We start from the raw sequence: 13,892 nt of genomic DNA on the forward strand, positions 1-13,892 counted from the left end.
GTGACCTACAGGTACTGCCCGGTGCCAGGGTGTGACGGGCCGCCGCGCTGGACACCCGGGGCCTGCAGTCCGGGTGGGAGCGCTCCCTGGCGCATCTGCTCGAGCTGTGCGCGGGCCGCCATCTGCTGGGCGAACAGCGCGGTCTGGATGCCGTGGAACAAGCCCTCCAGCCACCCGACCAGCTGGGCTTGCGCGATGCGCAGCTCGGCATCGGACGGAGTGTTGTCGTCGGTGAACGGCAGCGTCAGCCGCTCCAGTTCCTCGCGCAGCTCGGGTGCCAGTCCGTCCTCCAGCTCGCTGATGCTGGTGCGGTGGATCTCCCGCAGCCGGTTGCGGCTCGCGTCGTCGAGCGGAGCGGCGCGCACCTCCTCCAGCAGCTGCTTGATCATCGTTCCGATGCGCATGACCTTCGCCGGTTGTTCGACGAGGTCGGTCAGCGACTTGCCGTCGGCGTCGGCCTCGGCCTCGTTGTCGCCGGCCCCGCTGGTCAGGATCTCGATGTTGTCGTCGTCCGGATTGATGGTCATGGCCTTCCCAGTCACTTGTCGTTGTTCGGTTGGTCGTCGTCCCCGCGCCAGCGGTAGATGCGGTCCTCGCCGTTGTCGTAGATCTTCTCCCACGACCGTGAGGCATCTAGCGACACTAGCCCGTCCGGCATGACGAACCCGCGCACCACCGGACTGCTGGTGATCACATAGCGGATGTTGAGCGCCCGTACGGCTTCGGCAACCCGCGGATCGGTGTCGGCGTCATCGGCGTATGCCCAGAAGATGAACCGGTTATACCCGGGTCCCTGCTGTACCGGGTAGTCGTAGTGGGTCCACAGCGGGCGCAGATCAGCAATCGCGTACATCCAGGCGGTGCCGTCGGTGTTGGCGTTGCCGATCACGGTCGTGTGCGCGTCGGGCAGCTCCGCGAGGAACGCGAAGGCATCGAGATCCTTGGCGTCCATGATCACCGAGTCGTATTTCTCACCGAACAGGAACTTGTGCCGCGGAAAATAGTGCCAGGCGCCGGCGATGCAGATCACAGCCAGCCCGACGCCGGTCACGGTCAACCACGTCGCGTCACGGCCTCGCCCGGTCTGCCCGCGGACCCATGACAGTGCGGCGGTGACCACGGTGAACAACGCGATACCTGCCGCCGCGACCAGGAGCAGCGTCACCACCGCGGACAGCCGGCGCGGATCGCTGTAGAACAGGTCGCTGAACACTCCGGTGAGGGCGCCGACGGGACCGCCGAACGGCGCCGACGAGTGCACGATCGAGACGACGAGCAGCAGCCATACCGCCAGCGGCCACCAGATCCGTTTGACGATCAGGTACGCCGCCCCGCCTGCTGCCGCGACGATAAGCGCCCACTGGATCGGGAAGTCGTTGAGATGGCGCGTGTGCTGGAGGACGGCGTCGATGAGCCCGCGTTTCTTGCCTTCATGGGTGACGAACGCATGCCCGACGATGATCTCGGCCTGCTGCAGCACGCCGAGGAACTGCGGGAGCAGTACCGCGACCGTCGGTGCGCCCACGAGCAGCAGCGTTACGGAATCGGCCAGTCGCCCACGCACCGGACGCCACACCGCCCCGAACAACCACCAGGCGCCGACCAGCAGCACCGTCACCACGCCACCGGTGATGTGCACCGAGAACACCCCGAGCAGGGCCAGCACCGCCAGCGGAATGCGGTCACGGTGCCGCAGGGTGGACGTGATCAACGCGAACGTGGGGACCGCGATGCCGTAGGCCGCCATGTTCGGCATGGATGCGGTGTCGAACTCGACATAGGGCAGCGCGGTGAAGGAGGCCGACAGCGCGGCCGCGGTCGCCGCCGCGCCCGCGGTCCACCATTGCGAGGCATGGCCGCGCACCACGTGCCAAGTGAGGATCGCGGCGCTGCTCGGGAACAGCCACACCGCCGCGGTGACCGAGCTGACCGTGTACGCGGTGGTCGGCGCGGCTCCTGTGAGTTGACTGAAAATCGCGGCAAGGGCGTGGAACGCCGACGGGTAGTAGAGGGCCTCGTGGGTTTCGACGTTGCGGAGCTCGCCCATGTGCGTCGGCGAGGCCTGACCAGTGTCGAGGATGAACCGCACGGTGTTGGCGTGCCAGACGGAATCCCAATTGCTGGGAATCGACTGCCAGTGCGCTATGCCCGCCGCGGCCGCCGCGAAGATCAGCAGCGCACCCAGCGCCACACCCGCCGCGACGACCAGGGCGGGGCCTCGCGAGGCGGCGAGTGCCTCGGCGTCGCGGTTGCGGTAGCGGGCAAACAATCTGTGCGCGCAGGCGGCCATGCCGCTGAGCACGATCGCAGCAAACAATGCCGACCACGAGTTCCATGGCACGCCAAGGGCGCCGAATGGAACGATCGCCAGCGCGACGAGCCCGTACGTCAAGGCCGGACCCACTGCGAGGGCGGTCGGCAAGGTCAGCCCGCCGGCCCGTGCGATCAAGGCTCCGGGGATAACCAGCAACAACAGTGCGATTAGCACTCCGAACCCGAAGCCCACTGGACTAGTATGGCTGCCCAGGGCGACCCGGTCCGAGCATGGCCTCGGTAGCGGAAACGCGCGGTCGGGCGCCCACCAAATCGTGTCGGTTTGTGATATTTGCGGACGCTCTAAGGTGGCTGGCATGGCATACGACGTCGCCCGGGTGCGTGGCTTGCACCCTTCTCTGGGCGATGGGTGGGTGCATTTCGATGCGCAGAACGGCATGTTGGTACCCGACTCCGTCGCAACGACGGTCTCGACCGCATTCCGTGGTTCGATGCCGACCACGGTCGGACCGCATCCCTCTGCGCGCCGCAGTGCCGCCGTCCTGACCGCCGCCCGCCAGGCGGTCGCCGATCTGGTCAACGGGGATCCGCGGGGCGTGGTACTCGGTGCGGACCGTGCCCATCTCCTGACCTCACTGGCCGAAGCGTCGTCGGCGCGCGTCGGCCTGGGTTACGAGGTGGTGGTGACGCGGCTCGACGACGAGGCGAACATCGCCCCGTGGCTGCGGGCCGCGAATCGTTATGGCGCCAAAGTGAAGTGGGCCGAGGTCGACATCGAGACCGGGGAACTGCCGGCCTGGCAGTGGGAAGGGCTGATCGACAAGCCGACCCGCCTCGTCGCGATCGCGTCGGCGTCGTCGACCCTGGGCACCGTCACCGATCTGCGTGAGGTGACCAAACTGACCCATGAGGTGGGTGGCCTCGTGGTGGTCGATCATTCGGCCGCCGCGCCCTACCGGCTGCTCGACCTCGACGAGATCGACGCCGACGTCGTCGCGCTCAACGCGGTGCTGTGGGGCGGTCCGCCGATCGGTGCCCTGGTGTTCCGGGATCCCTCGCTCATCGATTCGTTCGGTTCGGTGTCGCTGAATCCCTACGCCACCGGCCCGGCGCGCCTCGAGATGGGCGTGCACCAGTTCGGCCTGCTCGGCGGCGTGGTCGCCAGCATCGAGTACCTGTCCAACCTCGATGAGTCCGCGAACGGCACCCGACGCGAAAGACTTGCTGTCTCAATGCAATCGGCCGCGGCGTACATGAGCCGGCTGTTCGAATACCTCCTCACCTCGCTGCGGTCGTTGCCGTTGGTGATGGTGATCGGAAACCCGGAGACCCGGGTTCCGGTGCTGAGCTTCGCCGTGCGCGACGTGCCTGCCGAGCGCGTCGTGCAGCGCCTGGCCGACAACGGGATCCTCGCGATCTCCAACGCCAGTTCCCGCGTGCTCGACGTGATCGGCGTCAACGACATCGGCGGCGCGGTGACCGTCGGGCTCTCGCACTACTCGACCACCGCCGAGGTCGACCAGCTCGTGCGCGCACTCGCATCGCTCGGTTAGACCGTCAGCAGGATCTTGCCCGACACCTCGCCCGAGGCCAGCAGTTCGTGGGCCCGCTGGGCCTGCTCGATGGGCAGTTCGGCGCCGATGATCGGCTTGACCCGGCCCTCGGCGATCAGCGGCCAGACGTTGTCCCGCACTGCCGCGACGATCTCGCCTTTACCGCCAGGACCGTCCACGGGCCGGGGGCGCAACGAGGTCGCGATGACGCCGGCCCGCTTGGCCAGCAGCTTGCCGATGTTGAGTTCGGCCTTGATGCCGCCCTGCATGCCGATGATCACCAGCCGGCCACCGACCGCGAGTGCGTCGACGTTGCGGTCCAGGTATGCCGCGCCCATGATGTCGAGAATCACGTCCGCGCCGTTCTCGGCACGCAGTCGTTCGACGAAATCCTCGTCCCGGTAGTTGATGGCGATCTCGGCCCCGAGATCGCGGCACAGATCGAGCTTGTCGGCGGAGCCCGCGGTGACCGCGACCCGTGCGCCGATCGCGCGGGCGACTTGGATGGCGTGGGTGCCGATGCCGCTCGCACCGCCGTGCAGCAGCACCAGATGGCCGGCGGACAGCCCGGCCGTCATCACGAGATTGGACCAGACCGTGCACGCGACTTCCGGGAGGCCGGCCGCGTCGCGAAGACTGACGCCGTCGGGGATCGGCAGCACCTGGGCCGCGGGCACCGAAACGTACTCGGCATAGCCACCCCCGGCCAGCAATGCACACACAGGTTGCCCGATCGACCATCCGGTCACACCGTCACCGAGTGCGGCGATCGTGCCGGAAACCTCGAGGCCGATGATGTCACTGGCGCCCGGCGGGGGCGGATATTTACCGGCGGCCTGTAGCAAGTCCGCGCGGTTGATGCCCGCGGTGTGAACCTCGATCAGGATTTCAGAATTTGCTGCCGTGATATCGGCGACGTTTTCCCAGGTCAGTTGTCCGTCTGCGGCGGCCGCGATTGCATGCATTAAATCAACGCTACAACCCTGCAATTTCGCCCGCGCAGCAATACTTACGTCCCTTACGATTGCGCGCATGGAGGGGATGATCGCGGGGCGCACGGCTGGTGACATGCCGGGTCTCGATATCGCCGAGCAGAGGTCGTGGCAGAACTACCTCGACTCGGCCCTGCGCTTGTATGCGACGTTGAACCGCTCGCTGGTCGACGCGCATCACCTGACGCTCAACGATGTGCGTCTGCTCGACATTCTGGACAAGTCACCGACCGGCTCGGCGCGGATGGGGGATCTCGCCGAGCGGTTGATGTCATTGCCCAGCCGGGTGACCCGGCAGATCCGTCGGCTCGAAGTGCAGAACCTGGTGACCAGGTGTGCGAGCCCTGACGACGGTCGCGGCGTGATCGCCACGATCACCGACGACGGCAGGACCGCCGTCCGTGAGGCGATGGTGACCTATGGACAGGGCGTACGCGCGCACTTCCTCGGTCGGCTTTCCCGCCCGCAGATGGCCGCGATGGGCGAGAACTGTCGCCGCATCAGCGCCGCGTTGAAGAACGGAGCACCGCCCGCCAAGATCGGCCGGGTGTGAAGGCCGTACTCTTGTCGACGGTGGCGTGGCAGAGCGGCCTAATGCACTCGCCTTGAAAGCGAGAGACGGCTAACACCGTCCGGGGGTTCAAATCCCTCCGCCACCGCCACACGTCAGCTCTCGATCGGCGCGTACCAGTCGGCGTTGGTGAGCAGGACTCGTGTCCCCAGATCGCGGTTCCACTCCGGTTCGATGCCATGGCGTCGCACGATGGGAAACACGACCTCGTCGAGCATCCGGATGACGTCCCCGAAATAGAGATCCCGCTTCGCGTCGTCGCTGAGCCGGTTGTACGCGTCCTCATCGAAGTCTTCCGGTTCGAATGCTCCATAGCCGATGTAGGTCGCACCGTCCTCGATCAGACGATCGGTGTCCTGGCTGTGGAAATAGACGAAGCCGCGCCAGTGCCGGCTGTCATCGCGCTCGTCGCCGATCTCGGCGGACGCGCACGTTCCGCAGCACGTGAAGTCGGCACGGGCGATCACGCCGTTGGCGTTGAGCTCGTCGAAGGCCGCGCGCGTGCGGGACCGGTAGTCGCCGATCTCCGCCTGCTGGCGCAGCCGTGCGTCGCGGAGCGCGAAGAAGGCCGCGCTGAGTTGCTCCTCGGTCAGGTCGTAGTCCTCGGCGAACACCTCGACGAAATCCTCGACGTCGCCGTTGCCGGTCACCAGCTGTTCCCAGATGTTGCCGATCAGTTCGGTGCGCTCGTCGGCGTCGAGTGGCAGATCGGGCAGCAGCGCGTAGTCGGGAATGGTGTTGGGGTACAACAGTGCGCTCACGGCGCTGGCCTCCAGATGTGCTGTCGATCGGCGGAATTCACTATGCGGTGGTGATCGTAGCGTTGGTCGTTGGTGTCGCCGCGGCGGTGATGGGCCTCTAGTGTCGTCGATGTGGCGATCGCGTTCGACGACTTGCGAGTACTGCACGACCGTGGCGCGCTGTACGCCGCGCTGACTCAGCTCTCGCTCCAGGAGGGAGTGCAGGAGCGGCTTGGCGGTGAGTTCGACTATGCGGCGGATCTCGTCAGCGATTCATTTGTCTTCACGGGCAAGGGCACCGGCGCGACGATCGAGACCAGCGTCGAGTTGATGGCCAGCGTTGCGCCGGGGCCGCAGTCCATGATGTGGGGTCGGGCGTTGCCCAACGGCGGCCGCGCGGGCGCCCAGATGATTCTCGAGCGCGGTCGGGCGGACGGGCTGCCGAGCTTGCTGAACGACGAGGTGCCCTTCGCGGTCGGCGACGATGCGGATACCGCAGCTGAATACGCGGCGCTCGAGGTTGGTGCGGTGGTGGCTTCGGTGACGGGAGGCGGGCTGACCTACATCGTCGGGGTCGGCGGTGGCACCCTCGCCGTGCTGTTACTCGGCGACCTCGATTTCACGAAACCCAGGATCGACCACCGGTTCCTGACCAGGGTGCCGATGGCGTTGGGCGCGGGCACGATCGAGGACCACCGTGCCGCGCTCCACGGTCTCGCGGAGATGGCGGGATGGGCCATCGACTGGACCGAGGACTGGGGCCGCGCCCAAGTGTCGGATCCGGTGACGGGCAACTCGGTTACCGCGGAGTTCGATGGCTACGCGCGGCTCACCGCACTGCGTGGAACGCTCGGTGGGCCGGCGTAGTCATCACCGATACCGCCTGTGCGATAGACGGTTTCGAACCGCATCAAGTGCGCGCTTGCACGCGCTGCGCGACGTAGGTGGCGGCTTCGTCCACCATCCCGTTCGTCGCGTACAGGTTGTGTGTGCCCGCATCGCCGCCGCTCGCTGAGCAGACCGGATCGGTGTTGATGCACAGGTCGATGGTCTTGTCCGTGTACAGGTGACCGATGTTGATCGGCGGCGCGGTGGATTGGACGATGTTCATGAACCCGGTCGACGGCTTGCCGAACAGTGTCACCGCCGCCACGCTGTCGGCGACGTCGGGCGGCATCGGACCCGTGATACCGGGCGGCAGCACGAAGTTCGCCGGCACTGCATCCGCGGTGATGTAGGCCGCGACCGCGGCGCCCTGTGAGTAGCCTCCGAGCACCGTCTTGGTGTTGGGGCAGTTGGCCGCCACGTCGCGGACCTTGTTGCTGGCGTCGATGACCCCGTCGGCGGCTCTCGGAAAGTCCAGCGACGCTGGATAATTCACGGCGTACACATCCATCGATCGGTCGCCGAGCTTTCCGCGCAGCGCATCGACGAACGCCTGGCCGGTGACACCGACACCCGGCGGCTCGAACGTGCCGCGCGCGAACACCACCTGTACATCAGGGCAGGGCGGCGCAGCCCCGGCCAACGGGGCGGCGATCAGCGACACGAACGCCAACGCCCCAGACAAAACCCCCGTCGCCACCGCGACAGCTAGCCGCGGCAGACCTGAGCTTGAGCTCATTGTCGACCCCTCGGTCCGGTAGTTCCCATCCAATCGGCTGGTCGACTCCAGCAATGCGCGAGCGACCAGGATGAGAATTCTCTAGCACTTCTAACCGTAGCGTCTGTTGCCGCGATCGCACTGATCGAAACCGCCCGATTGTGTGGTTTAGTTCACAGGCCGGCCGCCGCGCGGCTCAACATCCGCACTCCGGCGACGATCTGCGATTCGGTGAGGTTCGCGTAGCCGAGGATCAGGCCCGGCGGCGCGGTCGCCGGATCGGAGTAGCACGGTGCCAGCGGCTCGACCCGCACGCGCAGGTCGGTGATCCGCCGGACCATTTCGTCGATCGGAAAACCGGAAGGGAATCGCACGGTGAGGTGAACGCCCGCCGCCGTACCGAGCACCGTTGCCTCGGGCAGGTATGCCGACAGTGCCTCAAGCAAGGTGTTGCGGCGGCCCAGGTAGCGCCGTCGCATCTGGCGCAGGTGGCGGTCGTAGGCGCCCGAACTCAGCATGTGGCTGAAGGCGATCTGATCCATCACCGAACTACCGGTGTCGGCAAAGGCTTTGGCGGCCCGGACCGGCGCGACGAGCTCGTCGGGTAGCACCATCCAGCCGATCCGCAGACCCGGCGCGAGGGTCTTGCTCGTCGAACCCACATACACCACCCGATCGGGTGCGACGCCCTGTAACGCGCCCACGGGTGCGCGGTCGTAACGGTATTCGGCGTCGTAGTCGTCCTCGATGATCAGGTGGCCACCGCGCGCCCACTCCAGCAGGGCGGTACGGCGCGCCGCCGACAGCACCACACCGGTCGGCGATTGGTGGGCCGGGGTGGTCAGCACGGTGGCGGCGTCGCTGTCGGCCAGCGCTGCGACGTCGAGCCCATCGGTGTCGATCGGGATCGCGATGGGCTCGATGCCGTTGTGCTCCAGTATCTTTCGATGCAGCCAGAAGCCGGGTTCTTCCATCGCGACGGGTGTCTGCACGCACCGGGTGAGCAACGCGACGGCCTGGCTCGCCCCTGAGCACAGCACGATGTGGCTCGGGTCGGCGACGACGCCCCGGGTGCGCCGCAGATAGTCGGCCACCGCGGCACGTGCGGTGGGCAGTCCGTGCGGCGCGACGTAACCGAATGCGCTGGACTCGATCTCGGCCAGGCCCTGGCGTAACGCCCGTAGCCATGCCTGCCGCGGAAAACTCGCGAGATCCGGTGAGCCGGGCGCGAAATCGATCGTGTACCGGTGTGGAACGTCGAACCGGGGCCGCGACGATTCCGGTGCGGCACCTACCGCGGCCACGCGCGTGCCCGCGCCCCGGGTGCTGTGCAGGAAACCTTCCGCGGACAGCTGCCCGTACGCCTCGACCACGAGCCGGCGCGACACCCCGAGATCGGTGGCCAGCACCCGCGTCGACGGCATCCGCGCATCCGGGGCCAGCCGTCCCGTGCGGATCGCGTCGCGCAACCCGTCAGCGAGTTGGCGGTGCAGCGGAGTCCTGCTCGTGCGGTCCAGTTCGACGAGCAGTTCAGGACCGGAAGTGGTACCCGAAATCGTCATGGAATTGGAGCCTACTCGGAGTCCACCAGGGGTCTAGCGTGAAGACATGTCCACCACGGCGACACGGACGCGTTCGCGGTATGCCGAAGTGGTGCTGATCGTGTTCGGGATCTACTCGGTGCTGCTCGGGCTGTTCATGCTCGTCGCGCCCGGCACGTTCTTCGACACGCTCGGCGCGTTCGGTGTCCGAAATGACCACTACATCTTTGACAACGCATCCTTCGAACTGCCCCTCGGGCTGTTGATGCTCGGCGCGGTCCGGTGGCCGGCGTGGCGCGTGCCTGCGCTCGCATTCGCGACCGCGCACTGGGGCCTGCACGCCGTGAGTCACCTTGTCGATACCGACCATGCCGCGGGCAGTTGGGTCGGTTGGCTGGAAGCTGGCGGTTTGGTGTTCACCACAGTCCTGCTGGCAATCGCGTTGCGGGCCGGCATGTCCGATGAGAAAACGGGGGCTTGATGATGCGTGTTCTGGTGGCCGGTGCGACCAGTGTTCCGGGAATACCACTGCTGCGGGAACTGATTTCGCGCGGTCACGAGGTGATCGGGGTGACCCGTTCGGCCGCGAAGACGACCAAGATTTCCGAGGCCCGGGCCAAGCCGGTGGTGGCCGACGTGCTCGACGCCGGCCAGATCGACGCTGTGGTAGGCGAATTCACCCCTGAGGTGGTGGTCAGCCTGCTGACGACGCTGCCCAAGTTGGGTCCGTTGCGGATCAAGGATTTCGATCCGGCAAAAGAGCTGTGGAGCCGAGGCGCGGGCAACCTTGTCGCGGCCGCCCAGCGGGCTGGCGTACGCCGAGTGGTCGCGGAATCGGTGATCTTCGCCTACGGCTACGGCTCCACCGGACCGGACGTGATGGACGAGTCCGACCCGTACCCGGGACCTCCGCCGCCCGGCGGCGCCGAGGTACTTGCCGCACTGCGCGGCATGGAACGCAACGTCCTCGGGTCGGGTCAGAAGAGTGACACCGAGGGAATCGTGTTGCGCTACGGCGCTTTCTACGGTCCTGGAGTGACGCACGACGACATGTTCCGCCGGCTCGCAAAATGGTGGCTGCTGCCCGCGATGACCGGAAACGGCATCGTGTCATGGGTGCACATCGACGATGTCGCACGCGCGACCGCCGATGCGCTCGAGAAGGGGCGCGGCGGCGAGATCTACAACATCGTCGACGACCGGCCCCAGTCGTTCGGCGACTACGTCCGCGAGCTCAACGCGAAACTGAACCGCCCACGGCCGTGGCCGATCTCGCACCGCCTGGTCCGACCCGTCGCACCGTACGCGGCAACCGCATTCGGCACGACATGGCTACCGCTGTCGAACGCGAAGGCCAAAGCCGAACTGGGCTGGACGCCTATTCCCCGGTGAACTGCGGCGGCCGTTTCTGGAACATCGCGGTGACCGCCTCGGCCAGATCCTTCGACGGCAGGAACGCCGAGTTCCATGCGGCCACGTACCGCAGGCTCTCCGACACCCGGGCGATGCGCTGCTGATCGAGCACGTCCTTGACCCCTGCGACGGTCAACGGCGGGTTGGCGGCGATCTCGGCGGCAGTCGCGCGTGCCGCGGCGAGCGAGGCGTCGGCGTCGTCATAGACGTCGTTGACCAGACCGATCTTCTCGGCGCGTGCCGCGTCAATGTCCTTGCCGGTCAAGGTCAGCTCGCGCAGGTGTCCGTCGGTCAGGATCAACGGCAACCGGGCGAGGCTGCCGACGTCGGCGACGATCGCGAGCTTGACCTCGCGCACCGAGAACTTCGCGTCGGCGCTCGCATAGCGGATGTCCACCGCGCTGATGAGGTCGACACCGCCGCCGATGCACCAGCCGTGAATGGAGGCGATGGTCGGGGTACGGCAGTCGGCCACCGCGGTGATGGCGCCCTGCATCTTCTGCAGGCGCTTGTGGAAGTCGGCACGTGACTTGGCGCCCGCATCAAGGCCCGGCATCTCGCCACCCATCGCGGGCAGGTCGAGGCCATAGCTGAAGTTCTTCCCGGAACCCGTGAGCACGATCGCGCGCACGTCCGGATCGGCGTCGAGCGAGCCGAACACGTCGGGCATCTCGGCCCAGAACGCCGGGCCCATCGCATTGCCCTTGCCGGGTCCGATGAGCGTCACCTGCGCGATGTGATCGGAGATCTCGACGGTAACGGACTCGTACGTGTCAGCCATGCAGGCGACACTACTCAGCATGGACGAACTCGAATGCGCCGAGTCGACGCTCGACGTGCTGCAGCAGGTACTCCAGGGCATCGGTGACGACGACCTCGGTAACCAAACGCCGTGTCGCGAATTCGACGTGGCTTCGTTGACCGACCACCTCCTGAACTCGATCACCCTGATCGGCACGGCGGCCGGTGCGGAGATCCCCGAGCGTGACCGTGCCGCGTCGGTGGCGGATCAGGTCGTCAGTGCCGCGCGCCCCGCGGTCGCGGCATGGCGGCGGCGCGGATTGGACGGCATGGTGCCGTTCGGATCGGGTGAGGCGCCCGCGGCGATGATGGCCCGCATCCTGTCACTGGAATTCCTGGTGCACGCCTGGGATTACGCGGCTGCGACCGGTCAGACCGTGCCCCCATCCGACGAGCAGTCGGAGCGTGTGCTCGAGTGGGCGCGGGCGATCATCACGCCCGAGGGGCGGGTACGCGCCGGTTTCGACGACCCGGCCGACGTGCCCGACGACGCGTCGGCGCTCGACCGGCTGTTGGCCTTCACCGGCCGCCGGCCTTAGACGCGCTGCAGGTAGAAGTACAGGTAGCGCCCGTCAACCACGGCGCCCTTGCCGTTCATGATGCCCATGACGGTGTTGTCGTCGACCTTCTTGAAGTGGTCGTGGACCGGGCGGCCGTCGTAGACCATGGTCGCGGTCACCTCACCGCGGAACTCCTCGAGCCACAGGCTGGCTTCGCCGTTCATCGCTTCGGTGTTGGAGAACTTGTTGCCGTCGGCGTCGAGGCACACCAGCGGCTTGGCGTCGGACGGCGAGTTGAAGGTCTTGCCGAACCAGTTGAGCCGCTTCATGAATCCGTTGGCCTTGTGTCCGGTCTGGAACTCGCCGCCCTGCCACTCACCGATCATGAAATCGATGCTCACGGGCGTCAGAACGGCCCAGAGCGCGTCGAGTTCGGCATCGGGGATCTGCCCCTCCCGCTTGGTGAAATCGTCGAACGTGGCGCGTGCGTCGGCCATGTGTCATCTCCTCGGCGGGGGGCTAGATCCAGCGCTGTGCGAATTCCAGGAACGCATCGTTCTCGTGCGGGGCACCGATGGTGACGCGCACGCCGTCCTCACCGTACGGCCGCACCACGATGCGGCTGTCGGCAGCCCTCGCGACGAAATCCAGCGTGCGTTCGGCCAACGGCAGCCACACGAAGTTGGCCTGCGAGGGCGGCAGCTCGTACCCGGCCTCGCGCAGCGCCGCGCTGACCCGGGTGCGCTCGGCCACCACCGCGTCGGTACGGGTCAGGAGTTCATCGGCGGCGCCGAGACACGCGATGGCCGCGGCCTGCGAGATGCTGGTCGCGCTGAACGGCACGTACACCTTGCCGAGGGCCGTGACGATGTCCGGGTCGGCCACGGCATAGCCGACGCGCAGCCCGGCCAGCCCGTAGGCCTTCGAGAACGTGCGCAGGACGACGACGTTGGGATGGGCCCGCACCAGTCCGAGGCTGTCCGGCGCCATGCCGTCGCGGATGTACTCGACGTAGGCCTCGTCGAGCACGATCAGGATGTGCGGTGGCACCGCGGCCACGAACCGGGCCAACTCGTCCGGGTCGACCACGGTGCTGGTCGGATTGTTCGGATTGCAGACGAAGATCAGCCGCGTCCGGTCGGTGACCGCGGCGAGCATCGCGTCGAGATCGTGAGTATGGTCACGCAACGCCACCTGGACGCCGGTCGCGCCGGCGGTGCGCACCTGCAGCGGATAGATCTCGAAACTGCGCCACGCGAACAGCACTTCGTCGCCGACGGTCGATGTGATTTGTATCAACTGCTGGCACAAACTCACCGAACCGCAGCCCACCGAGATGTTCTCGGGCGCGAAGTTGACGTGCTTGGCGAGGTGTTCGCGCAGGTCCTGGTAGCCGTTGTCGGGATAGCGGTTGATGTTCTCGGTCGCCTTGACGATCGCATCGCGCACGCTCGGCAGCGGACCGTGCACGGTTTCATTGCTGGCGATCTTGATTGCGCCCGGTACTGTTTTGCCTGGTGTGTAGGCAGGAAGGTCTGCCATTTCGGGTCGCAACCGGATACTCATTTGGCCAGCATAGGGGAGGCTGTGTACGCTGTGCCCTCGGCGGTTTCGGGCACCAGGACGGAGTCCGGTACCCTCACAGAAGTTCAAAGGAGGCGTGCCAGAGCGGCCGAATGGGACTCACTGCTAATGAGTTGTCCCCCTTACCGGGGACCGGAGGTTCAAATCCTCTCGCCTCCGCCACGGTTGATCCGTCAACCGAACAACTGAATATGCACTGCGCCCGTAGCTCAACGGATAGAGCATCTGACTACGGATCAGAAGGTTAGGGGTTCGAATCCCTTCGGGCGCGCTTTCTAGCAGTACGAACGGCTCCCGCGGCACAGGCAACACGCCCGGGA

15 protein-coding genes and 3 tRNA genes are annotated in these 13,892 nt (G+C 66.7%); 9 read left to right on the forward strand and 9 right to left on the reverse strand.

Annotated features, from left to right (window positions below):
* Positions 1 to 5: 5 nt before the first annotated feature.
* Positions 6 to 527 (reverse strand): bacterial proteasome activator family protein, encoded by a 522-nt coding sequence (locus tag ACOI2T_RS01705; RefSeq protein WP_409502385.1) that lies wholly within the window; start codon positions 525 to 527, stop codon positions 6 to 8.
* A gap of 11 nt (positions 528 to 538) precedes the next feature.
* Complete coding sequence (locus ACOI2T_RS01710; RefSeq protein ID WP_409502386.1) at positions 539 to 2,506, reverse strand: DUF6541 family protein; 1,968 nt, start codon at positions 2,504 to 2,506, stop codon at positions 539 to 541.
* A gap of 124 nt (positions 2,507 to 2,630) precedes the next feature.
* Between ACOI2T_RS01710 and ACOI2T_RS01715 the strand changes: the two genes are divergently transcribed.
* Positions 2,631 to 3,827, forward strand: coding sequence for a cysteine desulfurase-like protein (locus tag ACOI2T_RS01715; RefSeq protein WP_067851496.1), 1,197 nt, complete (start codon positions 2,631 to 2,633; stop codon positions 3,825 to 3,827).
* On the opposite strand, the gene ACOI2T_RS01720 is transcribed toward ACOI2T_RS01715, so the two are convergent.
* Positions 3,824 to 4,792: an NAD(P)H-quinone oxidoreductase gene (locus tag ACOI2T_RS01720; protein ID WP_409502387.1), complete on the reverse strand. Its 969-nt coding sequence runs from the start codon at positions 4,790 to 4,792 to the stop codon at positions 3,824 to 3,826. The genes ACOI2T_RS01715 and ACOI2T_RS01720 overlap by 4 nt on opposite strands.
* Positions 4,793 to 4,859: 67 nt before the next feature.
* On the opposite strand from ACOI2T_RS01720, the gene ACOI2T_RS01725 reads away from it, so the two are divergent.
* Together ACOI2T_RS01725 and ACOI2T_RS01730 are read left to right on the forward strand one after the other, a co-directional pair.
* Entirely contained in the window at positions 4,860 to 5,372 is a 513-nt protein-coding gene (locus tag ACOI2T_RS01725) for a MarR family winged helix-turn-helix transcriptional regulator (protein WP_067851500.1), read from the forward strand.
* A 19-nt stretch (positions 5,373 to 5,391) separates the two neighbouring features.
* Positions 5,392 to 5,481, forward strand: a tRNA-Ser gene (locus tag ACOI2T_RS01730).
* Between the two features lie 4 nt (positions 5,482 to 5,485).
* Here the strand turns inward: ACOI2T_RS01730 and ACOI2T_RS01735 are convergent.
* A complete protein-coding gene (locus ACOI2T_RS01735; RefSeq protein WP_409502388.1) occupies positions 5,486 to 6,151 on the reverse strand; it encodes a DUF6891 domain-containing protein in 666 nt (221 codons plus the stop codon).
* Between the two features lie 111 nt (positions 6,152 to 6,262).
* Here ACOI2T_RS01735 and ACOI2T_RS01740 point away from each other — a divergent pair, with 111 nt between their 5' ends.
* Entirely contained in the window at positions 6,263 to 6,997 is a 735-nt protein-coding gene (locus ACOI2T_RS01740; RefSeq protein ID WP_409502389.1) for a DUF6882 domain-containing protein, read from the forward strand.
* Positions 6,998 to 7,040: 43 nt separating this feature from the next.
* On the opposite strand, the gene ACOI2T_RS01745 is transcribed toward ACOI2T_RS01740, so the two are convergent.
* Complete coding sequence (locus ACOI2T_RS01745; RefSeq protein ID WP_409502390.1) at positions 7,041 to 7,754, reverse strand: cutinase family protein; 714 nt, start codon at positions 7,752 to 7,754, stop codon at positions 7,041 to 7,043.
* Between the two features lie 152 nt (positions 7,755 to 7,906).
* Positions 7,907 to 9,295, reverse strand: a complete 1,389-nt coding sequence (gene pdxR, locus ACOI2T_RS01750) for a MocR-like pyridoxine biosynthesis transcription factor PdxR (protein WP_409502391.1) — start codon at positions 9,293 to 9,295, stop codon at positions 7,907 to 7,909.
* Positions 9,296 to 9,341: 46 nt separating this feature from the next.
* On the opposite strand from pdxR, the gene ACOI2T_RS01755 reads away from it, so the two are divergent.
* Entirely contained in the window at positions 9,342 to 9,755 is a 414-nt protein-coding gene (locus ACOI2T_RS01755; protein WP_085144499.1) for a hypothetical protein, read from the forward strand.
* A complete protein-coding gene (locus ACOI2T_RS01760; protein WP_409502392.1) occupies positions 9,755 to 10,666 on the forward strand; it encodes an NAD-dependent epimerase/dehydratase family protein in 912 nt (303 codons plus the stop codon). The genes ACOI2T_RS01755 and ACOI2T_RS01760 overlap by 1 nt, the downstream gene beginning before the upstream one ends.
* Here the strand turns inward: ACOI2T_RS01760 and ACOI2T_RS01765 are convergent.
* The gene (locus ACOI2T_RS01765; protein ID WP_067851513.1) at positions 10,653 to 11,468 is read right to left on the reverse strand and encodes a crotonase/enoyl-CoA hydratase family protein; all 816 of its coding nucleotides are present in this window, start codon (positions 11,466 to 11,468) and stop codon (positions 10,653 to 10,655) included. The genes ACOI2T_RS01760 and ACOI2T_RS01765 overlap by 14 nt on opposite strands.
* 19 nt (positions 11,469 to 11,487) lie before the next feature.
* On the opposite strand from ACOI2T_RS01765, the gene ACOI2T_RS01770 reads away from it, so the two are divergent.
* Positions 11,488 to 12,027, forward strand: a complete 540-nt coding sequence (locus ACOI2T_RS01770) for a TIGR03086 family metal-binding protein (protein ID WP_110775067.1) — start codon at positions 11,488 to 11,490, stop codon at positions 12,025 to 12,027.
* Here ACOI2T_RS01770 and ACOI2T_RS01775 read toward each other — a convergent pair.
* Positions 12,024 to 12,485 carry a DUF4334 domain-containing protein gene (locus ACOI2T_RS01775; RefSeq protein ID WP_067851517.1) on the reverse strand — a complete coding sequence of 154 codons (462 nt, stop codon included), beginning with the start codon at positions 12,483 to 12,485 and terminating at the stop codon, positions 12,024 to 12,026. The two genes, ACOI2T_RS01770 and ACOI2T_RS01775, sit on opposite strands and share 4 nt — an antisense overlap.
* A 22-nt stretch (positions 12,486 to 12,507) precedes the next feature.
* Complete coding sequence (gene hisC / locus ACOI2T_RS01780) at positions 12,508 to 13,554, reverse strand: histidinol-phosphate transaminase (RefSeq protein ID WP_409502393.1); 1,047 nt, start codon at positions 13,552 to 13,554, stop codon at positions 12,508 to 12,510.
* Between the two features lie 88 nt (positions 13,555 to 13,642).
* On the opposite strand from hisC, the gene ACOI2T_RS01785 reads away from it, so the two are divergent.
* Positions 13,643 to 13,734 (forward strand) — tRNA-Ser (locus tag ACOI2T_RS01785).
* A gap of 36 nt (positions 13,735 to 13,770) precedes the next feature.
* Positions 13,771 to 13,843 (forward strand) — tRNA-Arg (locus tag ACOI2T_RS01790).
* Positions 13,844 to 13,892: the final 49 nt, after the last annotated feature.

This window comes from Mycolicibacterium wolinskyi str. Jessa 2025 (genome assembly GCF_049241375.1).
Classification (GTDB): Bacteria; Actinomycetota; Actinomycetes; order Mycobacteriales; family Mycobacteriaceae; genus Mycobacterium; species Mycobacterium wolinskyi.